Origin of the sequence: Kitasatospora cineracea (assembly GCF_003751605.1) — a bacterium.
GTDB classification, from domain to species: domain Bacteria; phylum Actinomycetota; class Actinomycetes; order Streptomycetales; family Streptomycetaceae; genus Kitasatospora; species Kitasatospora cineracea.
The window spans coordinates 64,407-83,540 of the sequence record NZ_RJVJ01000004.1; the positions used below are offsets into that span (position 1 = coordinate 64,407).

Sequence of the window (19,134 nt, forward strand, 5' to 3'; positions counted from 1 at the left end):
CCGGGGCAAGGAACTTCGGTCGGGGTCCGACGCCGGTCGGCCCCGGCAGGCCCCTGGCCTCCGGATCGAGGGAGAAAAGGCCCATGACCACGACGTTCAAGCACGACTTCACGATGATGTTCGTGATCCACGACGCGCTGCGCCGCGAGCTCGAGCTCCTCGCCAGGACCACGGCCCGCACCACCGACGATCCGCGCCGCCTGGTGGCCTCCGCGGCCGGCTGGGAGATGTTCAAGCAGTACCTGCACGTGCACCACGGCGCCGAGGACGACGCGCTGTGGCCGCAGGTCCGCGAGGCCCTCGCCGAGCGCCCCGCGGACCTGGCGGTCGTCGAGGCGATGGAGGCCGAGCACGCCACCATCGACCCGCTGCTCGACGGGGTGGACGCCGTGCTGGCCGACCCGGCCCGCGCGGCCGAGCTCGGCGACCTGGTCGACGCCCTGGTCACCGGCCTGACCGGCCACTTCAAGCACGAGGAGGAGGCGGCCCTGCCGCTGATCGACTCGGTGGCCACCCCGCAGCTGCTGCAGGGCTTCGGCCAGGCGCACACCGCGCGGATCGGCGAGGGCACCCCGCGCTACCTGCCGTGGCTGCTCGACGGCACCAGCCGGCAGAACACCGAGGCGATCCTCGGGATCCTGCCGCCGCCGGTCCGCGGCCTCTACAACGACGTCTGGGTGCCGGCCTACGGCAAGCTGGAGCGCTGGCCCTCGGCCTGACGCTCCGTCAGTTCCCTTGCACGGAGGGGTGGTTGCGACCCGGTCGCCACCACCCCTCCCGCACGTCCGGGCCCGGGCTCAGACCCCGGCCCGCTCGCGGGCCCCGGCCCGGGCCGCCTCGACGAAGGCCGCGAACAGCGGGTCGGTGTCCTCGCCCATCTCGGAGTGCGCCTGCACGCCCACCACGAAGCGCGCCGTCGGGTCCTCGGCCGCCTCGACCACCCCGTCCGCGGACCAGGCGGTGGCGATCAGGCCCGCCCCCAGCCGGTCGATGCCCTGGTGGTGGTGGCAGTGCACGGTCGCCGAGGTACCGACGGCCGCGCCGAGCCGGGAGTCGGGGGCGATGCGGATCCGGCGGGCGTCGTACTGCCCGGGGACGGCCGGCGAGTGCTCGGGCAGGTGCTGGTGCAGCGTGCCGCCCCGGACGGTGGAGATCAGCTGCAGGCCCCGGCAGATCCCCAGCACCGGGATGCCGCGGCGCTCGGCCACCGCCAGGGCGGCCAGCTCGGCCTCGTCGCGGGCCGGGAACGGCGGCAGGGTGCGCGGGTGCGGCTCGGCCCCGTACCGGACCGGCTCGATGTCCTGGCCGCCGGTCAGCAGCAGCGCGTCGGCCCGCTCCACCACCTCCGCGACCGCCCCGGGCTCCGGCAGGGTCAGCAGCGGGACGCCGCCGGCCGCCACCACCTTCTCGATGTAGGCCAGCGGCAGCGCGGCGATCGGCACGTCCTTCCAGATGGTGTAGGTGAGCAGGGCCGTGTCGGCCGTGATCGCCACCACGGGTCGGGTCATCGGGCATACGTCCTTTCGAGCCTTCGGAACGGGGGTCAGGGAGTGCGGGCGGCGGCGCGCCGGAGCGGGCCCCCGACCAGGAGGCCGGTGCCCAGCGCGGTGAGCACCAGCAGGACGGCCACCCCCCACAGCGCGGTGGTGAACCCGTACACCGTGCTCTGGGCCCGGTCCGCGCCGGCCGCGAGGTGGCGGGCGGCGGCTTCGGCGGCGACGGTGTTGAGCACCGCCGTGCCGACCGAGCCGCCGATCTGCTGGGCGGTGGTGTAGAGCGCCGAGGCCGCGCCGGAGTCCGCGGGCGCCACCATCGCGGTGGCCACCACCATGCAGGTCATCGAGGTGCTGCCCATCCCGAGGCCGGCCAGCAGCAGCGCGGGCAGCACCTGCGCCGGGTACGAGGAGCCGGTGTCGACCAGGGCCAGCAGGGCGACGCCCGCCGCGGCCACCAGCAGGCCCGGCACCACCGTCCGGCACGGGGCCAGCCGCCCGGCCAGCCGCGCCCCCAGCATCACCCCGGCGGTCATCCCCACCGTCAGCGGCAGGATCGACACCCCGGCGGCCACCGCCGAGTCGCCGCGCACCACCTGCAGGTAGTAGGTCAGGAACAGCAGCAGGCCGAAGACGCCGACCATGCCGAGCGCGGCCACCGCCAGGGCGCCCGCCCGGGCCCGGTCCCGGACCAGCCGGGGCGGGACCAGCGGGTGCGCCGCCCGGGTCTGCCGGAGCGCGAACAGGGCCAGCAGGACGGCGCCGGCCGCGAACGCGGCGCCCACCGGCGGGCTGGTCCAGCCGGAGCCCTCGGACCGGGCGAAGCCGAGCACCAGCACGGTCAGCCCGCCGCAGCCCAGCAGCGCCCCGGGCACGTCCAGCCGGACCGGCCCCCGGCCGCCGGGGTCGCGCAGCACCCGCAGCCCGGCCGCGACGGCGGCCAGCGCGATCGGCACGTTCACGTACATGCACCAGCGCCAGTCCAGGTACTCGGTGAGCAGGCCGCCCGCGATCAGCCCGCCGGCCGAGCCGGCCCCGGAGATCGCGCCCAGCACCCCGAAGGCCCGGCCGCGCTCGCCGGGCTCGGTGAAGGTCGCCACCACCAGCGAGATCGCCGAGGGGGTCAGCAGCGCCGCGAAGGCGCCCTGCGCGGCCCGGGCGGCCAGCAGGGCGGCGGGGACGGTGGCCGCGCCGCCCAGCGCCGAGGCCGCGGCGAAGCCGAGCAGCCCGGTGACGAAGGCGCGCTTGCGGCCGACGACGTCGACCACCCGGCCGCCGAGCAGCAGCAGGCCGCCCAGCGCCAGGGTGTAGGCGGTGACGACCCACTGCCGGCTGCCGTCGCCCAGGCCCAGGTCCCGCTGGGCCGAGGGCAGCGCGATGTTGACGATGGTGCCGTCCAGCAGCACGGTCAGCTGGGCGGCGGCGATCACGGCCAGTGCCCACCAGCGCAGCGGGTCGGGGGCGGGCGGGCCCGGCCGGACGGGGCCCGGCGGGGCGGCGACGGGGGCGCTCACGAGGTGTCCTTCCCGGTCGGGGGGCCCGGCCGGGTGCGGCCGGCGGCCAGCGCCCGGTCGACCAGCGGGCCGGCCAGGCCGGTGTACCCGGCCGGGTCGAGCAGGGCGGCCAGTTCGGCGGGGGTGAGCGCGCCGGCGGCCTCGGGGGTCTCGGCGAGGACGTCGGCCAGCGGGCGGCCGGTGCCGGCCGCCCGGGCCGAGGCCGCGGTCAGCAGGTCCCGGGCGGCGGCCTTGCCCAGCCGGGGGGCCAGCGCGGCCGAGACGCGTTCGGAGACCAGCAGGCCGCCGGTCGCTGCCAGGTTGGTCCGCATCCGGTCGGGGTGGACGGCCAGGCCGCGGACCAGTTCCACCGCGGTGTGCGCCGCGCCGCCGGTCAGTCGCAGGCACTCGCGCAGCGGCTGCCACTCGGCGTGCCACACCCCGGCCGAGCGCTCGTCCTCGTGCGGCAGGCACTGGACCAGCACCGAGGCGAGCGCGGGCACCTGGAGCGCGGCCGAGCGGATCAGGGTGGCCAGCACGGGGTTGCGCTTGTGCGGCATCGCCGAGGAGGCGCCGCGGCCCGCGCCGCCGGGTTCGGCCACCTCGCCGATCTCGGTGCGGGCCAGCACCAGCACGTCGGCGGCGATCTTGCCCAGCGCGCCGGCGGTGTGCGCGAGCGCCGCGCCGAGGTCGGCGACCGGGGTGCGCAGCGCGTGCCAGGGCAGCACCGGGACGGCCAGCCCGGTCTCCGCGGCGAACGCGGCGACCAGGCGTTCCAGCAGGTCGGCCGGGTCGGCGTCCGGCCCGGCGTACTGGAGGTAGCCGGCCAGGGTGCCGGCCGCGCCGCCCAGCGAGACCGGCAGCCCGGTCGCGGCGAGGCGCTCCAGGCGGTCGGCGGAGTCCAGGACCAGCAGGCGCCAGCCGGCCGCCTTCAGTCCGAAGGTGGTGGGCACGGCGTGCAGGGCGAGGGTGCGGCCGGCCATCGGGGTGTCCCGGTGCTCGGCGGCCAGCTCGCCCAGGGCGTCGGCCGCGGCCCGCAGGTCGGCGGTGATCAGGCGCAGGGCGCGGGCCGCGACCAGCATCGCGCCGGTGTCGAGGACGTCCTGGCTGGTGGAGCCCCGGTGCACGTACTCGGCGGCCTCGGGCGAGCGGGCCGCCACCACCGCGGTCAGCGCCTTGACCAGGCCGACCACCGGGTTGGCGGTCTCCCGGGCGGCCAGCGCCAGCGCGCGCACGTCCAGGTGCTCGGCCCGGGCGGCCGCGCCGATCGCGGCGGCGGCCGCGGCCGGGACGGTCCCGCAGCGGGCCTGGGCGCGGGCCAGGGCGGCCTCGGCGTCGAGCATCGCCTGCAGCCAGGCCGGGTCGCCGACGGCCGCCTCGACGGGGGTGCCGGCCCGGACCGGGGAGAGCAGGCCCGCGTCCTGGAAGCCGTCGGCCGGCCGGTCCGCGCTCACGCGCCGGCCCCCGTCCCGGTCGCGGCCGCGGCGGCCGCCCGGGCGGCCGGCCGGGCGGGCAGGGCGAGGACCGCGGCGGCGATGGCGTCGGAGTCCTCGAGGGTGACGGAGCCGACCCCGGGGCGGATGCCGGCGGCCGTCACCCAGTGCACGGCCTCGGTGGGGACGCCGTAGGCGAAGCGCCGCGGGTGCGGCACGCCCCGGGCGTCCAGCAGGTGGTAGGGCCGCTCGGAGACGGCCAGGCCGCCGGTCTCGTAGGACGCGCCGCCGGTGCCGGGCACCCGGTGCGGGGCGGCCCGGCCGGTGAGCAGCAGGTGGCGCATCAGCGGGTCGGCGGTGCGGCGCAGGTCGGTCTCGGGCAGCCGGGCCTCGATCAGCACCTCGGCCCGGACGTCCAGGTCGGGGACGGCGGTGGAGGTGGCGGTGAAGCGGCCGGTGCGCTCGTCGGCGGTGATCCGCGGGGCGGGGCCGACGACGTCCAGGACGCCGGCGTCGATCAGGGCGGCCAGTTCCTCGATCCGGGAGGCCGGCGGGCCGATCGACAGGTAGGCGTTGAGCGGGGTGTACCAGCGGTCCAGTTCGTCGCGGTGCGAGTCGGCGTCCAGTCCGGCGTGGTCGACGGCGATCCGCAGTTCGTTGCGCAGGTCCCGCAGGACGTCCAGGGCGGCCTTGAACGGGCCGCTGAGGTTGCCCTGGCGGGCCCGGCGGACGTCCTCGTCGAGGTAGTCGCGCAGCCAGGCGCGGAACTCGGCGAGGCCGGCGAAGGTCCGGCCGGCGTGCGGGCGGGCGACCAGGTCCCAGTCCCAGCGCTCGGCGGGGGCGATCCCGGCCGCGTCCAGCAGCCGCTCCTCCTCGGCGTCGGAGCCGGCCCGCAGGAAGTCCCCGGCGAACGCGGCGGCGGCCCCGGCCGGGGCGCGGCCGGCCAGCAGGGTCTCGTAGTAGACGGTGCGCACCTCCTTGGAGACCAGCGGCCACAGCTCGGCGGCGAACCGGACCGGCTGCCCGCGGCGGACCCGCTCGCGCAGCCCGGTGACGTGCTCGACGGTGAGCAGCCGGGGGCGGTAGCGGCCGTGCGGGCCCTTCTCGTTGTCGCCGCGCGCCTGGTGCGGCACGCCGCGGCGGGAGCCGGCGTACAGCCGGGGCTCGTTGCCGGAGGGCCGGTAGACCAGCCGGCCGCCGACCCGTTCGAACACGCCGCCGCGGGCGTGCGTGAACAGTGCCAGGTAGTCGAAGAAGTTCAGTCCCAGGCCGCGCAGCAGCACGGTCTGGCCCGGCCGCACCCCGGACAGGTCGGCGTCGGCCGGGTTGGCCGGGGCGAGGTAGGTCAGGCCGTGCCGGGCGGCGAAGTCCGCCAGGCTCCGCTCGGTGTCGGAGGCGACCAGGTCGACGTGGCCCTGGGCCAGCACCACGGCGTCCAGGCCGGTCAGCCGGGTGCCGTCGGCGAGCTGCACGCTCTGGGCGCCGTCCGGTCCCCCGTCCTGCAGGGCCACGGCGCGCGCGGTGTGCACCCGCACCTCGGTGTGCGCGGCGGCGCCCGCCGTGACCTGCCGGAACACCCAGGACAGGTACTGGCCGTAGAGCGCGCGGGTGGGGTAGGTGTCCGGGCCGAGGTCGCGGGCCTCGGCGAGGGTCTCGTCGTCGTAGGGCTCGCCCGTGCCGGGGGTGAGGGCGCTCGGCCCCAGGGCCTTGGCCCACTGGTACAGGCTCGGCCCCTCCTCCAGCGGCCCGGCGATGGCGACGCTGGCGTCGGTGTAGACGGTGACCTGCGAGGCGACGGTGTTCATCAGCAGGTGCCGGGACTGCGAGGGCCGCCAGACCCGGCCGGCGCCCGGCGGGTCCGGGTCGACGACGTGCACGGTGAGCCGGTCCCACCGGGGGGTGCGGCGTTCCTGCGCGCAGATCCGTTCGAGTACGGACAGTCCGCGCGGGCCGGCGCCGACGAGGCACACTTCGATACGTCCGCTGGACACAGGGGCACTCCGCTCCGCGAGTCGGGCTGGTCCCGCCACGGTCGACGGCGGCGCTCAATCAGTGCTCGGATTCCGGTGGAAACGCCGTGAAGGAATGCTCGGGGACCCGGAACGCGGAGCACCCCCCGGGCCGGCGGGGCCCGGGGGGTGCGGGGGGCGGGGAGGGACGGGCACCGGAGGGTGCGGGCCTACCCCTCGCCCAGCATGAAGCCGACGCCCCGGACGGTCACGATCCAGCCGCTGCCGCCCAGCTTGCCGCGCAGGCTGCTGACGTGGGTGTCGACGGTGCGCCGCGACCAGGAGCCGCCCCACACCTGCTGGAGCAGCTGCTTGCGGGGCACCACGGTGTCCGGGTGCTGGGCCAGCAGGCACAGCAGGTCGAACTCCTTGCGGGTGAGCGGGACCCGCGCCCCGCCCACGCTCACCTCGCGCGAGCCGACGTCGATCCGCAGCCGGCCGTGCCGGATCTCCTGGGCCCCCGCGGCCAGCGGCTGCCACCGGGTGCGGCGCATCGCCGCCTCGATCCGGGCCGCCAGCTCGCGGAACCGGTAGGGCTTGGTGACGTAGTCGTCCGCGCCCGCCTGCAGGCCCAGCACGCAGTCGATCTCGGACTGCCGGGCGGTCAGGATGATCACCGGGACGCGGCTGGTCGCCCGGATCGCCCGGCAGACCTCCAGGCCGTCCAGGTCGGGCAGGTCGAGGTCGAGCAGCACCAGGTCGGCGCTCCCGTACGCCTGCAGGGCCGCCCCGCCCTGCCGCACGCCCACCGGGTCGTGGCCGTGCCGGCGCAGCTGGTCGGCCAGCGCGTCGTCGCCGCCGCCGTCCACCACCAGGATCCGCCGCCCGATCACCCCGGGCAGCGGGCGGACCGCGTCCCGGCCGGGGCCGGCCGGGACGGGTGCGTACGGTTCCAGCAGGGCTGGTGCCTGGAGCTGACTCATGCCTCCCCCGAAAGGTCCTGCACGGCCCGTGTCGTGGCGGTCGCGCCGACGCTACCGACGCGCGGTCGAGCCCCGGTACAGCGCCGGCTCAGACCGTGTACACCCGGGTCGCGGAGCGGTTCGGGTCGCCGGGGCGCAGGTGCAGCTCGCCCTCCGCGGGGAACATCACCACGCTCGCCACCGTCCGCTCGATCCGGAAGTCGCCGTGGTCGGCGATGCACACCGGCGGGCGGGAGAGCACCGCGAAGTGCTCCTCGGCGCCGGCCCGCGGGTCCAGCCCGGCCAGCCCGTCGGCCGCCGCGGCCAGCCGCCCGTCGGAGGAGATCCGGTCGAAGGCGCTCTGCCGGTCGGCCGGAACGAAATCCGGGTGCAGGTAGTGGTTGGTGTGCACGGCCTCCCGCGAGGGGTGCTCGTTCAACCGCAGCCCGGTGCCCTGCAGTTCGACGCTGACCGCCCGCTCCCGGTCGGCCAGGACGAGGTTGCGGGAGCTGGAGAGGGTCAGGCCGGACAGCAGCTTCAGCGCCCCGTCCACGTCGGCGGCCTCGTCCAGCAGGTGGCGGATCGCCAGGTACGGGGTGACGCCCGGGCGCCACCGGCCGTCGGTGACCAGGTTGATGCCGATCGCCAGCCCGTCGCTGTTGAGGCCCAGGTAGCCGAGCAGGCCGGCGAAGCCGATCACCAGCACCCGGCGCGGCGAGCCGGCCCGGGCCAGGTGCACCACCTCGAGGTGGGAGTCCAGGTCCGCGTTCAGGTCCACGGTCTGCGCCAGCACCGGCCGGGTGCCCGGGCCGGTGCGCGCGTAGGTGGTGCAGTCCCCCCCGGTGGGCACCCGGTGGTGGCTCATCACCTCGCGGCGCAGCTGCAGCAGCCAGGCCTCCTCCTCGGAGATCCCGGCGCCCTCGGCCAGGCCCGCGACCTCCTCGGCGAGGTCGGGCAGCGCGGCGGTGATCTCGGCCCGGTAGTCGGCGATGGTGGGCCGCAGCCCGGCCAGCGTCACCGGCTCGTCGACCAGCCGGCCCAGCCGGGCCAGCCCGTCGTCGAGGAAGGCGCGCAGCCCGGCCGCGACCGCTTCGCCGTGGGCCCGCCCCAGCTCCCGGGGGGAGCCGGCGGCCCGGACGTGGGTGACGCTCATACCGCGGCGGCCGCCTTCTTCGGTCCGGCGGCCAGCGCCTCGCGCACGCCCGGCCACTCGGCGCGCAGGATGCTGTAGAAGACCGCGTCCCGGCGGCGCCCGCCCGGCATGTAGTTGAAGCTGCGCAGCACGCCCTCCTCGGTGGCGCCGATGTTGCGCAGCCCCTTGCGGGCCTGGACGTTCAGCTCGTCGGTCTTGAACTCGACCCGCTCGGCCTCCAGCACCTCGAAGGCGTGCCGCAGCAGCAGCAGCTTCGCCCAGTGGTTGATGCCCTTGCCGCGGAAGTCGTGGCCCAGCCAGGACGCCCCGATCTCCAGCCGGCGGTCCTTCTCGGCGAAGCCGAGCAGGCTCATGCTGCCCGCGACCCGGCCGCTGCGCAGGTCGGTGATGACGTAGACGGCGCGGCGCCCGGCGGTGTGCTCGGCGAGGTTGGAGTCGAAGAACCCGTCGAAGTCGGAGTCGCCGACGACCACGGTGAAGTACCGCCAGATCTCCGGGTCGAGGGCCACGGCCCGGATGCCGGCCCGGTCCGCCTCGCTGATCGGGGTGAGCCGCACGTGCTCGTCCTCGAGGACGGCGGAGAGGTGATCGGACCAGCTCATGTTCGGGCTCCGGTGGTGGGTTCGGCGGGGGGACGATGGCCAGTGTGCGGCGGCCCGGAGGGGCTTCCAAGGTCATTCGACCCGGTCACGAAGCATCTCCAAGCGCTTGTGGATCACGTGGTGGTTGACCAGGAAGGCCTCCGGCTCGCGCGGGGCGGCCTCGATGCCCTCCTCGCGCAGGGCCTCGCCGAAGTTCTGCCCGTACTCGGAGGTCCGCTTGGCCGCGGCCTGCACCGCCCGGTACGCCCGGTCGCGCTCCACCCCGGCCTCCAGCAGCTCCACCAGCACCGAGGAGCTGCACACCAGGCCGTGGGTCTCGGCGATGTTGGCCCGCATCCGGCCCGCGTCGACGGCCAGGTTCTCCAGCAGCTGGACGGCCTTGGCGGCCTGGTAGTGGGCGACGGTCAGCGCGTCGGGCAGCAGCACCTTCTCCACCGCCTGGTGCGCCAGGTCCCGCTCGTGCCACAGCGCGACGTTCTCCAGCGCGGTGGTCGCGTACCCGCGCAGCAGCCGGGCCAGGCCGCACAGCAGCTCGCTGCCGGTCGGGTTGGCCTTGTGCGGCATCGCGCTGGAGCCCTGGTAGCCGGCCGTGCGCCGCTCCTCGACCTCGCGGACCTCGGTGCGCTGCAGCAGCCGCAGCTCCAGCGCGATCTGCTCGATGCAGGAGCCGAGCGCCGCCACCGCCTGCAGCAGCTGGGCGTGCCGGTCGCGGGCGACCACCTGGGTCGGGGACAGCTCGATGCCCAGCCCGAGCCGCTCGCACACGTACTCCTCGACCGCCGGGTCGATCAGCGCGTACGTGCCGACCGAGCCGGAGACGGTGCCCACCGCGACCGCCTCGCGGGCCGCGGCCAGCCGCTGCAGCGAGCGGTCGACGGCGAAGGCGAAGCCGCCCAGCTTGTGGCCCAGCGTGGTGGGCTCGGCGTGGATGCCGTGGGTGCGGCCCACCATCACGGTGTCCCAGTGCTCGAAGGACCGGTCGACCAGGACGGTCCGCAGCCGCTGCGCGGTGCCGGACAGCACGTCGACGGCCCGGCCCAGGGTGTGGCCCAGCGCGGTGTCCACCAGGTCGTAGCTGGTCATCCCGAGGTGCACCCAGCGGGCCGAGGACTCCGGCATCTGCTCGCAGTACGCGGTGAGGAAGGAGAGCACCTCGTGGTCGCGGTCCTGCTGGATCTCGGCGACCCGCTCCGGCCGCGGCACCGCGGCCGCCCGCATGTCGTCGAGCACCGCCGCGGGCACCCGGCCCAGCTGCACCTGCGCCTCGGTGGCCAGGATCTCGACCCGGACGTAGGTCTCGTACCGGGCCTCGTCCGAGAAGAGCTCCGCCATCTCGGGGAGCGTGAAACGAGGAATCATGAGACAGCCTTACCTCTGTGGTGGAGTGACGGACGCTCAGAAGGCGGCGAAGTACTCGCGCTGCTCCCACTCGGTGACCTGCCCGGGCGCGGGGGCGGCCTGCCGGGCCCACGCCTCGTAGCGGCCGGCCTCGCTCGCCTTGAGCTTGGCCAGGCAGGCGGCCAGCGGCGCGCCCAGCAGCCGCTCGGCCCGGCCGGCGGCGAAGGCGTCCAGCGCCTCGCGCAGCGACTGCGGGACGATGTCCGACCCGCCGCCGGGCTGCGCGCCGCCGGCCGGCTCGGGGGCGCCGTCGAGCCCCTCGAGGCCGGCGAACAGCTGGGCCGCGACGGCCAGGTACGGGTTGGCCGCGGGTTCGCCGATCCGGTTCTCCAGGTGCGCTCCGGCGCCGCTGCCGACCATCCGGAGCATCGCGGTGCGGTCCTCCAGGCTGAGCCCGACCCGGGTGGGCGACAGGGCGTGCTGCGCGGAGAGCCGGTGGTAGCCGTTGACGGTGGGGACGGAGAGCAGGAACAGCTCGCGCAGCCAGGACTGCAGGCCCTGGGCGTACGCCTTGCCCTCCGGCGACAGGCCCGCCGACAGGCCCTCGGCGCCGAACAGGTTGCGGCCGGTGGCGTCCTCCAGCACGGACTGGTTGAGGTGCCAGCCGCTGGGGTCGGCGCCCTCGATGCCGGGCAGCGACATGAACGAGGCGTGGTGGCCGCGGCGGGCGCACCACTGCTTGGTGAAGGTGCGGAACAGCAGCATCGCGTCGGCGGTGTCCAGCGCGGACATCGGGTCGAAGGTGGTCTCCACCTGCCCGGGGCCCATCTCGTGCTCCATCGAGCGCAGCGGCAGGCCGAGCGCGAGCAGGTCCAGGGCCAGCGGGTCGGTCAGCGGGGCGACCGTGTCGTAGGCGCTGTCCAGGTTGAACTGGTAGCCGGAGTTCATCGCCGCCACCCGGGGCGCCGGGCCCTGCCGGCCGAAGCCGTTGCCCGCGTTGCCCGGGTCGTCGTCGAGCCGCCGGCTGAGGTACCACTCGACCTCCAGGCCGAGCACCGGGCTCAGGCCCCGCTCCGCGTACCGGGCCAGCACCCGGTGCAGCACGCCGCGCGAGGACAGCGGGTGCGGGGTGCCGTCGCGCAGGTACTCGTCGCCGACCACCCAGGCGGTGACCGGCCCGCCGCCGCCGGGCAGCACCTGGAAGGTCAGCGGGTCGGGCACCAGGACGAAGTTGCCCAGGCCCGCGAGCTCCTCGACGCCCGTGCCGTGCTCGCCGCGGTAGTCCACCGCGGTGGTGCAGGCGGTGTCCTTGAGGAACGGGCCGGGGCTGTAGTTCATCCCGTTGCGCAGCACGCCGCGGAAGGTCCGGGCGGTCAGCGTCTTGGAGCGGGCGAGGCCGTGCGGGTCGCCGAAGGCGAGGCGGACGAAGTCGACCCCGTCGAGGGCGGCCTCGATCCGCTCGGCCGCGGCGGTCTGCGCCGCGTTCCACAGGCCGTGGCCGGCGACGAACGAGGCGGTCCCGACGCTGCCCTCGGCGGCGGGCGTCGACCATGACCTGGAGAACACGTGGCGTCCTTTCGGCGGGAGGGTGGGGGCGGGCGCGGCCGGCGGCTCAGGCGACCCGCAGCCGCGGCCGTCCGGCGCCGGCCGCCTCGACCGGGGTGCCGGTGACGCTCCGCCAGTGCCACTCGGAGTCGAAGGAGGTGACCTCGGCCTGCTCGCCCTGCTCGGCGAGGGCCGCCGCCTGCGAGGTCGACCGGGCGATGAACCCGGAGACCTTGTGCACGGCGAGCATCTCCTGCTCGGTGAACGGCGTGCCGGCGCAGCGCAGCACCCGCATGTCCATGAACCCGTTGAACCGCCGGCCGAGCACCTCGACCGCGTGCGGGCTGCGGATGGTGAACCGGACCATGTTGTTGACGTGGCCGTGGTGGTGCTGGTCGGAGAAGTGCGCGATGTCGGGGATGACGGGCGGCACGAAGTGGTCGCGTCCCAGCACCGCGTCGGTCCGCGGCAGGTTGCCCGCGATGAAGTGCCAGGAGTTGTACTGCATCCGCGAGGACATCGCCCAGGCGGTGTCGGCGACCGAGGAGATCGAGCCGCCGAAGTGCCGGGCGGCGTCCGCGGAGGGCACCACGCAGCAGAAGAAGTCGGTGATGCCCCATTTGGTGATGCCGTCCCAGTCCTCCGCGCGCAGCGCGCGGACCAGGGCGGGCAGCGAGCGCAGGCCGCGGCTCATGGTGAAGTCCGCGTCCAGGGCGTCGGTGGTCGCGGCGACGGCCTCGTGGACGACCGCCTCCAGCCCGGTGTCGAACGCGCCGTGCGGGCGGGCCAGCCAGAGCGGGTCGGTGCCCGGCGCGGGGCGCAGCTCGTCCAGCGAGCCGCCGGTCAGCGGCAGCGCGCCCAGCAGCCGCTCGGTGACCTGCCGGTCCAGGGCGGTGGCCCGCTCGCCGTACGGGGCGGCGGCCTTCTCCACCTTGTGGATCAGGGCGCCGTGGATCTCCCGGTAGAGCTGGACGCTGCCGGCCACCTCGGGCCGGTGCGCGCCGAGCGCCTCGGCCAGCGCCATCAGGTCCTCGACGCCCTCGGAGGGGGCGGCGGGGATCCGCTCGGCGCCGAGCGCGCCGTTGTAGGTGCGGCGGGTGCGCTCCAGCAGCTGGCCGACGTTGTCCAGGGTCAGCTGGGAGCCGTTGGCCTCCTCGATCCGGCCGTAGCCGGCCGAGCGGATCAGCAGCGCGATGCCGACGATCATGATCGCGTCGTGGTCGGACCACAGCTGCAGCGGCATGCCGACCAGGCTGCTGAGGGCGCAGTCCGGGTGGCCGGGCCACAGGGTCTTGCCGGTGACGTTGTTGGTGTCCCGGAAGTTCGTGTACTGGTTGTCCTCGATGTACAGCATGAACGGGGCGGTGCGCTGGGCGGCCTCGGTCAGCTGGGCGAGCAGCGCGTCGCGGCCCTCCGGGCCCTGGCGCTCCAGCCAGCGGCGGCTGTCCGCGGCGGCGTCGGCGAAGCGCTGCTCGGCCGCGGCCAGCTCGCGCTGGAAGTCGGCCAGGTGCTGCTCGGTCCAGGACAGCCGCAGGACGCCGGAGACCAGCTTGTGCTGCTTGGCCAGCGGCGGGCGGGAGGGGACCCGCACCACGACCCGGCCGCTGGTGGTCAGGCCCAGCTCGCCGAGGAACGCGCCGCGCCCGTCCGCGGCGGCGTCCGCGTCCTCGTCGGCCCCGGTGTGCTGCTCGGCCCGGCCCAGGCCGGCCACGATCCGCAGCGCGGCGGCGTCCGCCGAGCGCAGGCCGCCCAGCTGGACCTCGGCCGGGACCCGGCCGTCGAGGGTGAGCAGGACGTCGAGGGCCGCCCGGGTGTCGGCGGCCCGGCCGGCCTTGCGCCAGACCTCGGCGAGCAGGCCGGGGAAGCCGGCGTCCTCCTCGCGCACCCGGTCCGGCTTGACGGCGGCACCGGCCACGGTGCCCAGCCGGCTGGGGCGGCGGCTGAGGCGCTTGCGGGCGTTGGCACTGCGACGCGAGAGGTCGCGCGGCGCGGACTCGGTCATGCGGCACCTTCTGCGGTGAGTTCGATGTGGTTCCACATCGCGTCGTCGGTGGGCTTCCAGTCCTCGTCGACGTAGATGCAGTCGACGGGGCATTCCAGTACGCAGGAGGGGCAGCCCGAGCACAGCTCGGGAATGATCACGACGTCGAGGCCGCGGTCGAAGATGGCGCCGAACTCCTCCGGGCAGCTGCGCAGGCACGTGTCGCAGGTGATGCACTCGGAGATCTCGATGCGGCGCGGGGGTTTCTTCCAGTTGTCGGCGCGGCTGCGCGTGGCGATCCGCAGGTTCCGCCCGGGCGCCGAGGCCGGGGAATCGCTGTTTTCCACGGGCATGAGAACCTTTCGACATCGTGTCGACCACTGCTCGAACGGACATCTTCAGACTCACGGAGTTCTCTCGACCGTCTCCGGAATTCCGATCGGAGGTTGCTGGAGAACGGCCCGCGCCGAACACGCGGAAACGGGGCGGCGGCGGCGCCCGGTGCGCCGCTGCCGCCCCGTCGGGGGTGGGTCCCGCTACCTCGCCGCGGCCTGCGCCGGCTCCCGCTCCACGTCGTGGCGCTGCACCCAGGCGATGTCCTGCACCATCGAGGACACCTCGCCCTCCCGGCGCCCGCCCAGGCGCTGCGAGCCGCCGCCCAGCGACTCCGCGCGCACCCGCGAGGTGTGCTCCAGGCGCAGCTCCTGGTAGCGGGCCAGCGCCCCGGCGACGCCCTCCGGGCCCTCGCCGCGGCCGGCCAGGCAGGAGGCCAGCACGACCGCGTCCTCGAACGCCTGGCTGGCGCCCTGCCCGTAGTGCGGCAGCATCGGGTGCGCCGCGTCCCCGAGCAGGGTGGTGCGGGCGGTGCTCCAGCGCGCCAGCGGCTCGCGGTCGAACAGCGACCAGTGGCCGGCCCCGGTGGCCGCGGCCAGCAGGCGGCGGACCGCCGGGTCCCAGTCGGCGAAGGCCGCCGCCAGGTCCGCCGGGTCGGCCCGCCGGCTCCAGGAGTCCCCGGCGGTGCCGGTGTCCGGCACCACCGCGACGAAGGACATCTCCCGGCCCGCCCGCACCGGGCAGGCCAGCACCCGGGCGTCCGGGCCGGTCCAGATGTACATGTGCTCCGCGGAGAGGTCCGGCACCAGCTCGGCGGGCACCACGCCGCGGACGGCCGCGGTGCCCGCGAACACCGGGCGCTCGTCCCCGGCCAGCGCCCGGCGCACCACCGAGTGCACGCCGTCCGCGCCGACCAGCACGTCGGCCCGGCGGCTGGTGCCGTCGGCGAAGTCGATCCGCACCCCGTCCGCGTCCTCCGCGAAGCCGGTGCAGCGCAGGCCCAGGTGCACCGATCCGGCCGGCACCTGGTCGGCCAGGATCCGGTGCAGGTCGGCCCGGTGCAGGGTGTAGTGCGGGGCGCCGAACTCCGCCTCCCAGGCCGCGCCCATCGGCTGGGCCGCCACCGTCCGGCCGCTGTCCCACAGCCGCACCTGCAGGGTCTGCGGCCGCACCGCGACCTCCCGCAGCCGCCCGGCCAGGCCGAGGCGGTGCAGCAGCCGGCTCCCGTTGGGGGCCAGGTGCAGGCCCGCCCCGACCTCGGAGAGCACCGGCGCCTGCTCGTACACCTGGGGGTCGAACCCGGCCCGCCGCAGCGCCGCCGCCGCCGCCAGGCCGCCGATGCCGGCCCCCGCCACCGCCACCCGCAGGGTGGATCCGTCCATCTGTCCGCTCCTCGTGCGTCGTGTGTGTCGTGTCGTCCGGACCGGGGGCCGCGGCCCCCGGCTCACAGTCCGGCCAGTCGCAGCAGCAGCCGCTTCACCTCGGTGGCGTGCACCCGCCCGTCGAGCGCCCCGGGTTCGGAGCACAGCACCACCGGGCCGTCCTCGTCCCGCTCCGGCAGGCGCCCGTGGCTGCCCCGCACCGGGGCGGGGTCGAGAGGGACGACCGCCATCCGGTAGCGCAGGCCGGCCTTCTTGCGGGCCAGCGCCGCGGCGGCCCGCACCCGCACGTACGGGTCCTCGGGGTCCATGAACAGCTCGGCCGGGTCGTAGCCGGGCTTGCGGTGGATCTCGACCAGCCGCGCGAAGTCGGGGGCCCGGGCGTCGTCCAGCCAGTAGTAGTAGGTGAACCAGGCGTCCGGTTCGGCGACCGCCACCAGCTCGCCCGCCCGCGGGTGGTCCAGGCCGTGCTCCTTCTTGCCCCGCTCGTCGAGCAGCAGGTCGACGCCGGGCAGGCCGGCGAGCGCGGCCCGGGCCGCCTCCAGGTCCTCGGGGCGGCGGACGTAGACGTGCGCGACCTGGTGGTCGGCCACCGCGAACGCCCGGGAGGCCGCCGGGTCCAGGTACTCCATGCCGTCCTGGGTGTGCACCTCCAGCAGCCCGGCGCGGCGCAGCGCCCGGTTGACGTCGACCGGGCGGGTGGCCCGGGTGATGCCGTACTCGGACAGCACCACCACGCCGCGGCCCAGGGCGCGGGCCTCCTCCAGCAGCGGCGCCACCACCTCGTCGAGCTCGGCGGCGGCCCGGTGCGAGCGGGGGTCGTCGGGGCCGAAGCGCTGCAGGTCGTAGTCGAGGTGCGGCAGGTAGCAGAGCGTCAGGTCGGGGCGGCGGGTGCGCAGCACGTGCCCGGTGGCCTCGGCGATCCAGCGGCTGGAGGCCAGGCCCGCGCCCGGCCCCCAGTACTGGAACAGCGGGAACGGGCCGAACAGGCCGACCAGTTCGTCGTGCAGCTCGGCGGGCCGGGTGTAGCAGTCGGGCTCCTTGCGGCCGTCCGCGTAGTAGACCGGCCGGGGGGTGACGGTGAAGTCGGTGTCGGCGCCCATCGCGTACCACCAGCAGATGTTGGCGACGGTGTAGCCGGGGTGGGCGCGCCGGGCCTCGTCCCACAGCTTCTCGCCCTGCACCAGGGCGTTGTGCTGCCGCCACAGCAGCACCTCGCCGAGGTCGCGGAAGTACCAGCCGTTGCCGACGACGCCGTGCCCGGCCGGGGTGGCGCCGGTCAGGAAGGTGGCCTGGGCGGTGCAGGTCACGGCGGGCAGCACCGGGTCCAGCGGGGCGGTGGAGCCGGCGCGGGCGAAGGCGCTCAGGGCGGGCATGTGCGCGAGCAGGCCCGGGGTGAGGCCGACCACGTCCAGCACCAGCAGCGGGTTCGGGGCGGCGGTCACGGCGACTCCTTGAGTCCCAGGTCGACCAGCAGGTCGCGGGCGAGGGCGAGTTCGGCGGCGATGCCGTCGGCGAGTTCGGCGTCGGTGCGCGGGCGCAGGCCGGGCGGCAGCGCCTGCCAGGTGTAGGTCTCCACCTCCAGGTGCCGGGTGAGCGCCCGCTCGCCGCCGACCAGGCCGGCCAGCGCGCCGCGCAGCACCGGCAGGGTGGAGGCCAGCGGCCCGTCCGGCTCGGCGTGCAGCGGGACGTGCACGTGCACCCGCCACGGGGCGCCGCCCGGCAGCCGCCCGGCCAGGGCCTGGCCGAGGTCGTCGGTGCCGAGCAGCCCGCCGGGCCCGCGGGTGCGGGTCTGGTGCAGGAAGCGCGGCTCGGCGAACTCGGCGAGCGCGGCGCGGACCTCCGGCCGGTCGGGGTGCTCGGCGTGCAGCGCGGCGGACAGCTGCGCCTTGACCACCGGCACGCCGGCCGCGGCCAGCCGGCCGAGGGCGGCGGCCGGGTCCTCGAAGGAGGTGGCGAGGTGGCAGGTGTCCACGCAGATCCCGACCCGGGGCGAGCCGACCGCCTGCAGCGGGCCGACCGCGTCCGCGGTGGTCTCGACGGCGCAGCCCGGTTCCGGTTCGAGGCCGACCCGGATCGAGCGGCCGGTGCGCTCGGCGAGCTCGTCCAGCCGGTCGCCGAGCTCGGCCAGCGCGGCCCGGGCGGTCTCGGCGTCGACGGCGCCGAAGGGCGCGCGCCAGGCCAGCGGCAGGGTGGAGACGGTGCCCTCGGTGACGTCCTCGGGCAGCAGCGCGGCCAGCAGCCGGGCCAGGTCCAGGGTGTAGGCCAGGCGCTGCGGGTGGGTCCAGTCGGGCCGGTAGACGCGGTACTTGACCACCTCGGCGCCGAAGCCGCGGTACGGGAAGCCGTTGAGGGTGACGACCTCCAGGCCGCGCCGGTCGAGTTCGGCGCGCAGCGCGTCCACCAGCCGCCGGTCGGCGGTGAGCGCGCGGGCGGCGTCCGCGGCCAGCCAGAGCCCGACGCCCAGCCGGTCCGCGCCCAGCCGCCGCCGCACCGGTTCGCAGTGCTCGCCCAGCTGGGCGAGCACGCCCTCGTAGGTCTCGGCGCGGTGCACGTTGGTGCAGTAGGCGAGGTGGACGGTGGAGCCGTCCGGGTGGGCGAAGCGCATCGGCTACTCGCCCCCGCGCAGCACCGAGTTGCCCTCGTGCAGGGCGCCCGCGGCGGCGGCCGGGCCGAGGTCCAGGCGGCCGCCGAGGCCGTAGAACTCCACCGGGTTGCGCCACAGCACCCGGTCGACGTCGTCGTCGGAGAACCCGGCGCGCAGCATCGCCTCGCCGGTGCGCACGGTCTTCAGCGGGTCGCTGCGGCCCCAGTCGGCGGCCGAGTTGACCAGCACCCGCTCGGGCCCGTACTCGGCGAGGATCGCCACCATGCGCTGCTCGTCCATCTTGGTGTCCGGGTAGACGGAGAAGCCGAGCCAGCAGCCGGCGTCCTTGGCCGCCTCGACGGTGGTCTCGTTGAGGTGGTCGAGCAGTACCCGCTCGGGGTCGAGGGCCGACTCGCGGACCACGTCGACGGTGCGGCGCAGGCCGGTGAGCTTGTCCCGGTGCGGGGTGTGCACCAGCGCGGGCAGGCCGTGGTCGGCGGCGAGCTGCAGCTGGGCGGCCAGCGCGTGGTCCTCGGCGGGCGTCATCGAGTCGTAGCCGATCTCGCCGACCGCGACCACGGAGTCCTTCACCAGGTAGCGGGGCAGCTCCTCGAGGACCTCCGTGCAGCGCGGGTCGTTGGCCTCCTTCGGGTTGAGCGCCAGCGCGCAGTGGTGCGCGACGCCGAACTGGGCGGCCCGGAACGGCTCCCAGCCCAGCAGGGCGTCGAAGTAGTCGTAGAAGCTGGCGGGCGAGGTCCGCGGCTGGCCCAGCCAGAACGCGGGCTCGACGACGGCCAGCACGCCGGCGGCGCGCATCGCCTCGTAGTCGTCGGTGGTCCGGGAGGTCATGTGGATGTGGGGGTCGAAGATGCGCATGGGTGTTCTC

The 19,134-nt window shown here is 75.9% G+C and carries 16 protein-coding genes; 1 reads left to right on the forward strand and 15 read right to left on the reverse strand.

Translation table 11 applies throughout. The features are described from left to right. The first annotated feature begins 83 nt into the window (after positions 1–83). Entirely contained in the window at positions 84–719 is a 636-nt protein-coding gene (locus EDD39_RS37865) for a hemerythrin domain-containing protein (RefSeq protein ID WP_123564162.1), read from the forward strand. Between the two features lie 78 nt (positions 720–797). Here EDD39_RS37865 and EDD39_RS37870 read toward each other — a convergent pair whose 3' ends face one another. From EDD39_RS37870 to EDD39_RS37940, 15 genes are all read right to left on the reverse strand, one after another. Then, on the reverse strand, positions 798–1,508 hold the full coding sequence (locus EDD39_RS37870; protein WP_162870352.1) for a gamma-glutamyl-gamma-aminobutyrate hydrolase family protein: 711 nt from the start codon (positions 1,506–1,508) through the stop codon (positions 798–800). A gap of 35 nt (positions 1,509–1,543) precedes the next feature. Beyond that, entirely contained in the window at positions 1,544–3,007 is a 1,464-nt protein-coding gene (locus EDD39_RS37875; RefSeq protein WP_123564163.1) for an MFS transporter, read from the reverse strand. Then, entirely contained in the window at positions 3,004–4,440 is a 1,437-nt protein-coding gene (locus tag EDD39_RS37880) for a nitrosuccinate lyase (protein ID WP_123564164.1), read from the reverse strand. The genes EDD39_RS37875 and EDD39_RS37880 overlap by 4 nt, the downstream gene beginning before the upstream one ends. Next, the gene (locus tag EDD39_RS37885; protein ID WP_123564165.1) at positions 4,437–6,410 is read right to left on the reverse strand and encodes an FAD/NAD(P)-binding protein; all 1,974 of its coding nucleotides are present in this window, start codon (positions 6,408–6,410) and stop codon (positions 4,437–4,439) included. The genes EDD39_RS37880 and EDD39_RS37885 overlap by 4 nt, the downstream gene beginning before the upstream one ends. Before the next feature lie 188 nt (positions 6,411–6,598). Continuing rightward, entirely contained in the window at positions 6,599–7,351 is a 753-nt protein-coding gene (locus EDD39_RS37890) for a response regulator transcription factor (RefSeq protein WP_123564166.1), read from the reverse strand. Positions 7,352–7,439: 88 nt separating this feature from the next. Then, positions 7,440–8,483 carry a C45 family autoproteolytic acyltransferase/hydrolase gene (locus tag EDD39_RS37895; protein ID WP_123564167.1) on the reverse strand — a complete coding sequence of 348 codons (1,044 nt, stop codon included), beginning with the start codon at positions 8,481–8,483 and terminating at the stop codon, positions 7,440–7,442. After that, positions 8,480–9,085: a GNAT family N-acetyltransferase gene (locus EDD39_RS37900; RefSeq protein ID WP_030460015.1), complete on the reverse strand. Its 606-nt coding sequence runs from the start codon at positions 9,083–9,085 to the stop codon at positions 8,480–8,482. The genes EDD39_RS37895 and EDD39_RS37900 overlap by 4 nt, the downstream gene beginning before the upstream one ends. 72 nt (positions 9,086–9,157) lie before the next feature. Beyond that, a complete protein-coding gene (gene purB, locus EDD39_RS37905; protein WP_035955144.1) occupies positions 9,158–10,444 on the reverse strand; it encodes an adenylosuccinate lyase in 1,287 nt (428 codons plus the stop codon). Positions 10,445–10,480: 36 nt separating this feature from the next. Then, entirely contained in the window at positions 10,481–11,989 is a 1,509-nt protein-coding gene (locus tag EDD39_RS37910) for a type I glutamate--ammonia ligase (RefSeq protein WP_123564168.1), read from the reverse strand. 46 nt (positions 11,990–12,035) lie between these two features. Next, on the reverse strand, positions 12,036–13,970 hold the full coding sequence (locus EDD39_RS37915) for a hypothetical protein (protein ID WP_123564169.1): 1,935 nt from the start codon (positions 13,968–13,970) through the stop codon (positions 12,036–12,038). Next, complete coding sequence (locus EDD39_RS37920) at positions 13,967–14,296, reverse strand: 4Fe-4S dicluster domain-containing protein (protein ID WP_244257529.1); 330 nt, start codon at positions 14,294–14,296, stop codon at positions 13,967–13,969. The genes EDD39_RS37915 and EDD39_RS37920 overlap by 4 nt, the downstream gene beginning before the upstream one ends. A 189-nt stretch (positions 14,297–14,485) precedes the next feature. Further along, positions 14,486–15,664 (reverse strand): FAD-dependent monooxygenase, encoded by a 1,179-nt coding sequence (locus EDD39_RS37925; protein ID WP_123564171.1) that lies wholly within the window; start codon positions 15,662–15,664, stop codon positions 14,486–14,488. Positions 15,665–15,726: 62 nt separating this feature from the next. Next, the gene (locus EDD39_RS37930) at positions 15,727–17,106 is read right to left on the reverse strand and encodes an alkaline phosphatase family protein (RefSeq protein ID WP_123564172.1); all 1,380 of its coding nucleotides are present in this window, start codon (positions 17,104–17,106) and stop codon (positions 15,727–15,729) included. After that, a complete protein-coding gene (gene eboE / locus EDD39_RS37935) occupies positions 17,103–18,269 on the reverse strand; it encodes a metabolite traffic protein EboE (protein ID WP_123564173.1) in 1,167 nt (388 codons plus the stop codon). The genes EDD39_RS37930 and eboE overlap by 4 nt, the downstream gene beginning before the upstream one ends. Positions 18,270–18,272: 3 nt before the next feature. After that, positions 18,273–19,124: a TatD family hydrolase gene (locus tag EDD39_RS37940; protein WP_123564174.1), complete on the reverse strand. Its 852-nt coding sequence runs from the start codon at positions 19,122–19,124 to the stop codon at positions 18,273–18,275. Positions 19,125–19,134: the final 10 nt, after the last annotated feature.